At 27.8% G+C, this 7,677-nt stretch carries 10 protein-coding genes and 2 tRNA genes; 9 read left to right on the top strand and 3 right to left on the bottom strand.

From position 1 onward, the window contains the following. Positions 1 to 100: 100 nt before the first annotated feature. Positions 101 to 460, bottom strand: coding sequence for a hypothetical protein (locus tag CLV39_RS08075; RefSeq protein ID WP_121923728.1), 360 nt, complete (start codon positions 458 to 460; stop codon positions 101 to 103). 138 nt (positions 461 to 598) lie between these two features. On the opposite strand from CLV39_RS08075, the gene CLV39_RS08070 reads away from it, so the two are divergent. The 9 genes from CLV39_RS08070 to CLV39_RS08030 all read left to right on the top strand — a co-directional run bounded on the left by CLV39_RS08070 (position 599) and on the right by CLV39_RS08030 (position 5,877). Further along, positions 599 to 672 (top strand) — tRNA-Val (locus CLV39_RS08070). Between the two features lie 7 nt (positions 673 to 679). Next, positions 680 to 757, top strand: a tRNA-Asp gene (locus CLV39_RS08065). Between the two features lie 20 nt (positions 758 to 777). After that, complete coding sequence (locus tag CLV39_RS08060; protein ID WP_121923727.1) at positions 778 to 1,572, top strand: IclR family transcriptional regulator; 795 nt, start codon at positions 778 to 780, stop codon at positions 1,570 to 1,572. After that, positions 1,554 to 2,621: a succinyl-diaminopimelate desuccinylase gene (dapE, locus tag CLV39_RS08055; RefSeq protein ID WP_121923726.1), complete on the top strand. Its 1,068-nt coding sequence runs from the start codon at positions 1,554 to 1,556 to the stop codon at positions 2,619 to 2,621. The genes CLV39_RS08060 and dapE overlap by 19 nt, the downstream gene beginning before the upstream one ends. 108 nt (positions 2,622 to 2,729) lie before the next feature. Then, positions 2,730 to 3,146, top strand: a complete 417-nt coding sequence (gene gcvH / locus CLV39_RS08050; protein WP_121923725.1) for a glycine cleavage system protein GcvH — start codon at positions 2,730 to 2,732, stop codon at positions 3,144 to 3,146. A 1-nt stretch (position 3,147) separates the two neighbouring features. Then, positions 3,148 to 3,678, top strand: a complete 531-nt coding sequence (locus CLV39_RS08045) for a glycine cleavage system protein R (RefSeq protein WP_121923724.1) — start codon at positions 3,148 to 3,150, stop codon at positions 3,676 to 3,678. Then, on the top strand, positions 3,675 to 4,190 hold the full coding sequence (gene def / locus CLV39_RS08040) for a peptide deformylase (protein ID WP_121923723.1): 516 nt from the start codon (positions 3,675 to 3,677) through the stop codon (positions 4,188 to 4,190). Before CLV39_RS08045 ends, def begins: the two co-directional genes overlap by 4 nt. Beyond that, positions 4,191 to 5,000, top strand: coding sequence for a TlyA family RNA methyltransferase (locus CLV39_RS08035; RefSeq protein WP_121923722.1), 810 nt, complete (start codon positions 4,191 to 4,193; stop codon positions 4,998 to 5,000). Then, positions 4,987 to 5,877: a LysR family transcriptional regulator gene (locus CLV39_RS08030; protein ID WP_121923721.1), complete on the top strand. Its 891-nt coding sequence runs from the start codon at positions 4,987 to 4,989 to the stop codon at positions 5,875 to 5,877. The genes CLV39_RS08035 and CLV39_RS08030 overlap by 14 nt, the downstream gene beginning before the upstream one ends. Here the strand turns inward: CLV39_RS08030 and CLV39_RS08025 are convergent. After that, positions 5,857 to 6,816, bottom strand: coding sequence for a KpsF/GutQ family sugar-phosphate isomerase (locus CLV39_RS08025; protein ID WP_121923720.1), 960 nt, complete (start codon positions 6,814 to 6,816; stop codon positions 5,857 to 5,859). The two genes, CLV39_RS08030 and CLV39_RS08025, sit on opposite strands and share 21 nt — an antisense overlap. After that, the gene (locus tag CLV39_RS08020) at positions 6,809 to 7,675 is read right to left on the bottom strand and encodes a PSP1 domain-containing protein (RefSeq protein WP_121923719.1); all 867 of its coding nucleotides are present in this window, start codon (positions 7,673 to 7,675) and stop codon (positions 6,809 to 6,811) included. Before CLV39_RS08020 ends, CLV39_RS08025 begins: the two co-directional genes overlap by 8 nt. Positions 7,676 to 7,677: the final 2 nt, after the last annotated feature.

Here is a 7,677-nt window from a genome sequence, read left to right as displayed (position 1 = left end):
TGTTTCTTTTACTCTAATATCTAATTCTACTCCTGATTTTGCTATATCTTCCATTATTTTAATACTATCAAATCCTTTGTCTGCTATAAAGGAATAAACTTTAATTAGGGTATATATCATCAAAACTAAATCCTGTTCCATCTGCTATAAGATAAGAAACTTTTTTCTTTATCTTTTTTATTATGATTATTGCTGTTTTGTGTATTATTTTTTGTAATAAACTTTTTGGCAAAGTCTTTACCCTATAATGATATACAGATAATGATGGTAATTTCTGTATTATATCTTTTGTTTCTTCTAATACTTCTCTATATGAATATCCTTTTAGAATTTGGTATAGAAATAATGATATAATTAAATAGTCTGGATATTCTTTTGGTCTTCCTTTCCCTTTTTTCTCTTTTTTGCTTTTTTCTCTTAGTATTGATTTAGTTATTTTGATTATTTTTTTGAATTTCAATCTAGTTCTTCTTATTTTTATTCCCCCCCCTACTTTTAGTTTTTACCTTATTTTACATCTGACTCTATATTTTTAGAACACTTTTAAAAATAACTTGACAAATAAAAATGAATGTAATAATATATTTATCCTGCTGTTGGGCGGTTAGCTCAGTTGGCCAGAGCACCTCCCTTACAAGGAGGGGGTCAGAGGTTCGAATCCTCTACCGCCCATTAAAATGGAGCCGTAGTTCAGCTGGCCCAGAACGCTGGCCTGTCACGCCAGAGGTCGCGGGTTCGAATCCCGTCGGCTCCGCCATTAATTTATAGGTTAACTTTATGGGAAAAAGAATAAAGAAAGAATATATAGTTCATAATGTAGAAGTTGCTTTTCAAATTTTATTCTTCTTATCTAAGCATTCTAAATCAACTTTTGAAGAAATACAAAAAGGTATAAATATATCAACTTATCAACTTCAAAAAATCATAAACATTCTTTTAAATAGAGGTTATATAGATTTTAACAAAGAAGAAAAAGTATATTCCTTAGGTATCAAAAATTTTGAAGTTGGTTATTCTTATTTATCTAATGTTGAAATTAGAAAATTAGCTAAACCTTATTTACAATACTTAGGTGAAACAATAAAAGAAAATGTATATCTTGCTGTTAGAAGTGGATGGGAAATTGTTTATATAGATGCTTACGAAGTAGATAGACCAGTCATTGTTAAATCAAGGGTCGGTAGACTTTTACCAATGTATGCTTCAGCATCTGGAAAAGTACATCTTGCATATATGGAACAGCATGAGCTGGAAGAATTTTTTAACAATATCAAACTTTTACCATATACTGATAAAACAATAACAGATAAAGAAAAATTACTGGAACATGTAAAGCTTGTTAGACAACAAGGATTTGCAATTGATGATGAAGAATGGGAAAAAGAAGTTAGGTGCTTATCTGTACCTGTTTTTGATTATAAAAAAGAAGTTGCCGCAGCTATAACATTATCTGGACCATCTTTTAGAATAACTAATGATAATTTAATGAATATTAAAAATCTGTTTATAGAAAAATCTAAAGAACTTTCAGAGAGATTAGGATATACAGAAGAATGGGAAGTAATATTATAAATTACCTTATAGACCTTGTAAAAATACCTTCAGTAATAGGCAATGAAAAAGATATTGCCGATTATACTGAAAAATTTTTAGAAAATTATTATCCAGCTGATAATATTATCAGATATAACAATTCTCTAATAGCTTTTGACAATATTGATTCTTCAAAAAAAACTATTGCTTTAATTGGACATCTTGATACAGTACCTGGAATTAATGAATATACAGGTCAGATAAAAGATGGAAGGTTATATGGTCTTGGTGCCAGTGATATGAAAGGTGGCCTTGCTGTAATGATGGGTCTTATAGAAGAGTTTCATAATAAAGAAAAGAAATATAATACAATTTATGTTTTTTATGAAAAAGAAGAAGGTCCTTATGAGGAAAATGGACTTCAACCTCTTTTAGATAATTATGATATTATCCAAAAAGCAGATTTAGCTTTTGCTTTAGAACCTACAGATAACAAAATCCAAGTTGGATGTCTTGGGACTATACATGCTTCTATTATTTTTGAAGGGAAAAGAGCCCATTCAGCTCGCCCTTGGCAAGGTGAAAATGCAATTCATAAAGCTGCAAATTTTCTAAAAAGACTAGCAGATTTTGGATATAAAGAATATAAGATAGACGGTTTAAAGTATATAGAGGTAATGAATGCAACTATGGTTGATTTCTCAGGAGGAAGAAATATTATTCCAGATAAATTTATAATAAATGTTAATTATAGATTTTCTCCTACTAAAACCATAGAAGACGCTAAAAAGGATATTTTAAACATAGTAAATAATGAAGCTAAAGTAGAATTTACTGATTTATCACCTTCCGGTAAGGTTTGTTTAAATAACCCTATACTTTCAGAAATGATTTCTAAAAATAATCTTGAAGTAGAAGCAAAGCAAGCTTGGACAGATGTAGCAAGACTTTCTTTATATAATATAGATGCTGTTAATTTTGGCCCTGGTAATACAGATCAGGCTCATAAAAAAAATGAATATATAGAGCTTAAAAACTTAGAAAAAAATTTCCAAATATTTAAAGATTTTTTAACTGTTAAACAGTAAAGTTAAATAAGTCTTTTAAGTTTTAAAAAAGCTTTATTCTGATTGACTTTTAGTCTGTATTCTTCTAATATTAATTTAGTGATAATATAGAATAGGGAGGAATTTTTTATGGCTTTTGAAGATTATCAGATAAAAGAAGGATTATACTATACAAAGGATCATTTATGGGTAAAAATTGAAGGATCAGATGATGCTACAGTTGGGATTACAGACTATGGACAACATCAACTTGGAGATGTTGTTTATGTAGAACTACCAGAGATAAATAAAGAAGTAGAGGCAGGAGAAAAGGTTGCTTCTGTAGAATCTGTAAAAGCAGCAGTAGATATTTTTTCTCCTTTGACAGGACAGATTATATCTATAAATGAAGATTTAAAAGATGAACCTGATTTAATAAATACTGATCCCTATGGTGATGGTTGGGTTTTTGAAATAAAAATGAGCGACCCATCTGAAGTAGAAGATTTAATGACAGCTACAGATTATAAAGTTTATTTACAAGAAATAGAGGAAGAAGAGGAATAAATTGAAATACTTTTTAATAAATGCTTATGGAAAAGATAAAGTAGGAATTGTTGCTTCTGTATCTAAGATTTTATACGAACTTGGATTTAATCTTGAAGATTCTACTATGTCAAGACTTGGTGGGGAATTTACTATAATGCTTCTTGTGGAAACAGATAAAAACTATACAGAAGAAGATATAAAGAAAGCTTTTGAAAATATAGAAAAAGATTTAGGGCTAAATATATATGTAAAAGAGATATTACCTGAAGATTATAAAAAAGAAAAATCTGAAAATGAAGTTTATAGAATAATAGTTTATGGTGCAGATAAACCTGGAATTGTTTATAAAGTAGCTAAGCTATTAGCAGATAAAGGTATTAATATAATAGATATGACTACTGAAAAAAGTGGTGATCTTTATGTTTTAATAACTGAAGTTGAACTACCAGAAAATCTATCATTTGAAGAGTTTCAGAAGGATATAGAAAATCTAAAAGAAGATATCAATGTAGATGTTTCTTGTGAAAAAATAGAGGTTATAGAACTTTGAAAGGAAAAAAGCTTGAAATATTAAGATATCCAGATGAAAGATTAAAAAAAATTTCTAAACCTGTTGAAGATTTTGGAAAAGATTTTAAAGAGTTTATAGATGATCTACTATATACAATGTATAACTCTCCTTCCAGTGTTGGGATTGCTGCACCTCAAGTCAATAAACATATAAGAACAGTTATTATAGATGCTTCAAATTATAAACATAAAAAAAATAAGTTAAATCATGGGCTTATGATTTTATCAAATCCAAGAATAATAGCCCATGATGGAGAATTAATAATAAGAGAAGGATGTTTAAGCGTTCCAGATTATACAGGAAATGTAAAAAGATATAACTGGATAAAAGTAGAAGCAGAAGATATTAATGGAAATACAATAGAGTTTGACACGGAAGGTTTTGAAGCTGTTGTAATTCAGCATGAAATGGATCATTTAGATGGAAAACTTTTTATAGATAGAATATTATCACCAAAAGATTTATTTAAAAGAAAAGTTTATAAAAAATAATTGAAAGAAAGATTAGATAAATTTTTACAGAAAAATAAATTAACTGAAAGTAGAGAAAAGGCTTTAGAGCTTATAAAAGCTGGTTTTGTAGAAGTAAATGGAAAAATTATAAAAAAACCTTCTTTTAAAGTATCAAATGAAGATAAAATTCTACTAAAAAAGAAATTCCCTTATGTATCACGAGCAGGGTTAAAACTTGAAAGGGCTATTAATTCTTTTAATTTAGATGTAAAAGACAAAGTTTGCTTAGATATTGGGGCATCTACAGGAGGATTTACAGACTGTCTTTTAAAACATGGAGCAAAAAAAGTTTATGCAGTAGACGTTGGTAAAGATCAACTTCATAAAAGTTTAAAAGAAAATCCTATGGTTATATCTTATGAAAAATTAGATGCAAGGAATATTACAGATAAACATATTCCTGAAAAAGTAGATATTTTAGTAAGTGATGTTTCTTTTATTTCTATATTGAAAATCATACCTCACATAAAAAAATTTTTAAAAGAAGATTTTGAAGGTGTTATTTTAATAAAACCACAATTTGAGCTTTCACCAAAAGAAGTTAAAAATGGCATTGTAAAGGATAAAAACTTGCATATTAAAGCTATTGAAAATATAATATCTTCTCTTAATAAAGAAGGTATTGTTGTGAAAGATTTAGAATATTCATATCCATTTGGAACAGATGGTAATATTGAGTTCTTAGCTTTTATAAGCTATCAAAATAATTCCATTAATCAAGAAAAAATTTATGAGATTGTAGAAAAAGCACACAAAAAATATAAAGAGGAAAAAAATGGAAGTACTTGATTATAATAAATTAAAAATTTTCAAAGCAGTAGCAGATTTAAAAAGTTTTTCAAAAGCAGCTGAATTTCTATTTTTAAGTCAACCTACTGTTACTCTTCAGATAAAAAAGATAGAAAATCATTTAAATGTAACTTTATTTGAAAGAACAAAAGAAGGTATTAAATTAACACCTGAAGGAAAGATTCTATATAAGCATGCTACAAAAATATTAGAAGATTACTCGGTATTAGAAGAAGATATTTATTCCTTAGGAAAAAAACTTGATACAAGTCTTATAATAGGAGCAAGTACAACTGTAGGAGAATATTTCCTACCACCTTTAATGGCAAAATTTTTAAAAAATAAAGAAAACTTAAATATAAATCTTTTCATAGGTAACTCAAAAGAAGTAGAAGAAGGTATTTTATCTAAAAGATTTTATATAGCTTTTGTTGAAGATGAGATAATATCTAACAAGCTTAATACTATAGATATTTATGAAGATGAGATTATATTTTTAGCTTCAGAAAAGGCTGATATACCAGCTTATATAGATAAAAAAGATGTTAAATATTATAAATTTGTTTTTAGGGAAAAAGGCTCAGGAACAAGAAATATTGTAGAAAAACATCTAAGAAATAAAAATATTAAGATATATCCAGAAATAGAAATGGGAAGTAGTAAAGCAATTGTAAATTTTGTTGCAAATTCAGATTACATAGGCTTTGCTTCTAAATTGATTGCAAAAGATTATCTAAAAAATAAAGTTTTAAGAAAAATACAGATTGATAATATAAATATTCATAGAAAATTTACATGTATTACACAAAAAAATATAAGACTTCCTTCTGCTGAAAGAGAGTTTTTAAATTTTGTTTTAAATAACTCCACTCTTTAATATATCATGTAAATGGACTATTCCAATTGGTTTATTATTTTCAACTACTGGCATTACTGTAATATTGTATTTTTCCATTTCTTCTAAAACTTCAAGTACATATTTGTCTTTTTCTACCTTTTTCGGATTTTTAGTCATTGCTTCTTCTGTTAGGCTGTTATCAATACTTCCACCTTTTTTAATAAATCTTCTTAAATCTCCATCTGTAATTATTCCTGTTAAATTTTTATTTTTATCTACAATTATAGCTGCTCCAAATCCCTTTTCTGACATTACTACAACAGTTTCTTTTAAAGGAGTTTCCGGATTTACAATAGGAAGTTCATCTTCTTTATGCATTATTTCTTGAACCTTCATAAGTTTTTTGCCAAGGGAACCACCAGGATGAAACTTTGCAAAATCTTCTTTTGTAAACCCTTTTAAGGTTAAAAGAGTTACTGCTATTGCATCTCCTAAAGCAAGGGTTGCTGTTGAAGATGAAGTTGGAGCAAGATTTAAAGGACAAGCTTCTTTCCCTACATTTAAAAAAAGATGAATATCTGCCTCTTTTGCTAATGTAGAAGATTTATTATTTGTAATTGCTATTACTTTATTTCCCCATCTTTTTATAGTTGGTATAATTGCAAGAAGTTCTGGTGTTTCTCCACTATTTGATATAGCAATTACTATATCCTCTTTTGAAATCATTCCTAAATCACCATGAATAGCCTCTGCTGGATGTAGGAAAAAAGATGGAGTTCCTGTAGATGCTAAAGTAGCTGCTATCTTCTTTCCTACAAGTCCAGATTTTCCCATTCCTGTAATTATAACTTTTCCTTTTGTATTTAGAATCAGTTTTATAGCTTTTTCAAAATCTTCATTTATACTTGTAGCTAATGATTTTAAAGCTTTTGTTTCTTCTTTTATAACTTGTAATGCTATATTTTTTATTTTATCCATTTACTTCCTCAAGCATCTCATTTTTTATACTACAACCATTACAACCACCACAAGCAGATTTTTTTCCTATTCCTAATTTATCAAGTTCATCAAAAGAATAACTTTCTTCAATTCCTGTTTCATTTTCAAAATATATCTTTTCTTTTATAAAATCATAATTTTTGACTGTATATTTTTTTCCATTTATCTCAACAATACTTCCAATTTCTGGTAAATCTTTTCTTATTGAATAGTTTTCTTTTTCAAAAGCTAAACAGCACATTAATCTTCCGCAAACTCCAGTAAACTTAGTAGGTGTAGGTGGTAAATTTTGTTCTTCTAACATCTCAACATTTACTGTTTGAAATTTGTCCATAAATAAGCTACAACAACATTCATTCCCACATATCCCTATAGCACCACCTATCTGAACACCATCTCTTACACCTACTTGTCTCATTTCTATTCTTCTTTTTAATCTTTTTGCAAGTTGTTTAACAAGTTCTCTAAAATCAACTCTTCCATCTGACGTGTAATAAAAAATAATTTTATTTTTATCTAAGGGAATATATGCTTTCAATAAATTCATTTTTAAACCAAGTTCTGATGCTAATTCTTTACATATTTCTAAAGCTTTTTCTGCTTCTTCTTCATTTTTATCAAAAGTTATTACATCTTCTGTAGTAGCTTTTCTTAAAAATTTATAATTAGAAGATTCTTCAGATGGTATACTATTTCCAAGTACTAAAACAAGTTCTTGGCCTTTTTCAGTCTCTAATGTGATAAATTCTCCTTTTTTAACATTTAAAGGTACATTATCTACTTCACTAAATTTATGGGTATCCAAAAATCTTATTCTAACTGTTTTTATATTATCCATTA

The sequence above is a fragment of the Hydrogenothermus marinus genome (assembly GCF_003688665.1).
In the GTDB taxonomy this organism is placed as follows: Bacteria; Aquificota; Aquificia; order Aquificales; family Hydrogenothermaceae; genus Hydrogenothermus; species Hydrogenothermus marinus.
This window is presented reverse-complemented; position numbering and strand designations above follow the sequence as displayed.

Excerpts from the sequence above, each read along its gene's own strand:
- CLV39_RS08060 (WP_121923727.1), top strand. The coding sequence starts at position 778 with ATGGGAAAAAGAATAAAGAAAGAATATATAGTTCATAATGTAGAAGTT.
- dapE (WP_121923726.1), top strand. The coding sequence starts at position 1,554 with ATGGGAAGTAATATTATAAATTACCTTATAGACCTTGTAAAAATACCT.
- gcvH (WP_121923725.1), top strand. The coding sequence starts at position 2,730 with ATGGCTTTTGAAGATTATCAGATAAAAGAAGGATTATACTATACAAAG.
- CLV39_RS08030 (WP_121923721.1), top strand. The coding sequence starts at position 4,987 with ATGGAAGTACTTGATTATAATAAATTAAAAATTTTCAAAGCAGTAGCA.
- CLV39_RS08025 (WP_121923720.1), bottom strand. The coding sequence starts at position 6,816 with ATGGATAAAATAAAAAATATAGCATTACAAGTTATAAAAGAAGAAACA.
- CLV39_RS08020 (WP_121923719.1), bottom strand. The coding sequence starts at position 7,675 with ATGGATAATATAAAAACAGTTAGAATAAGATTTTTGGATACCCATAAA.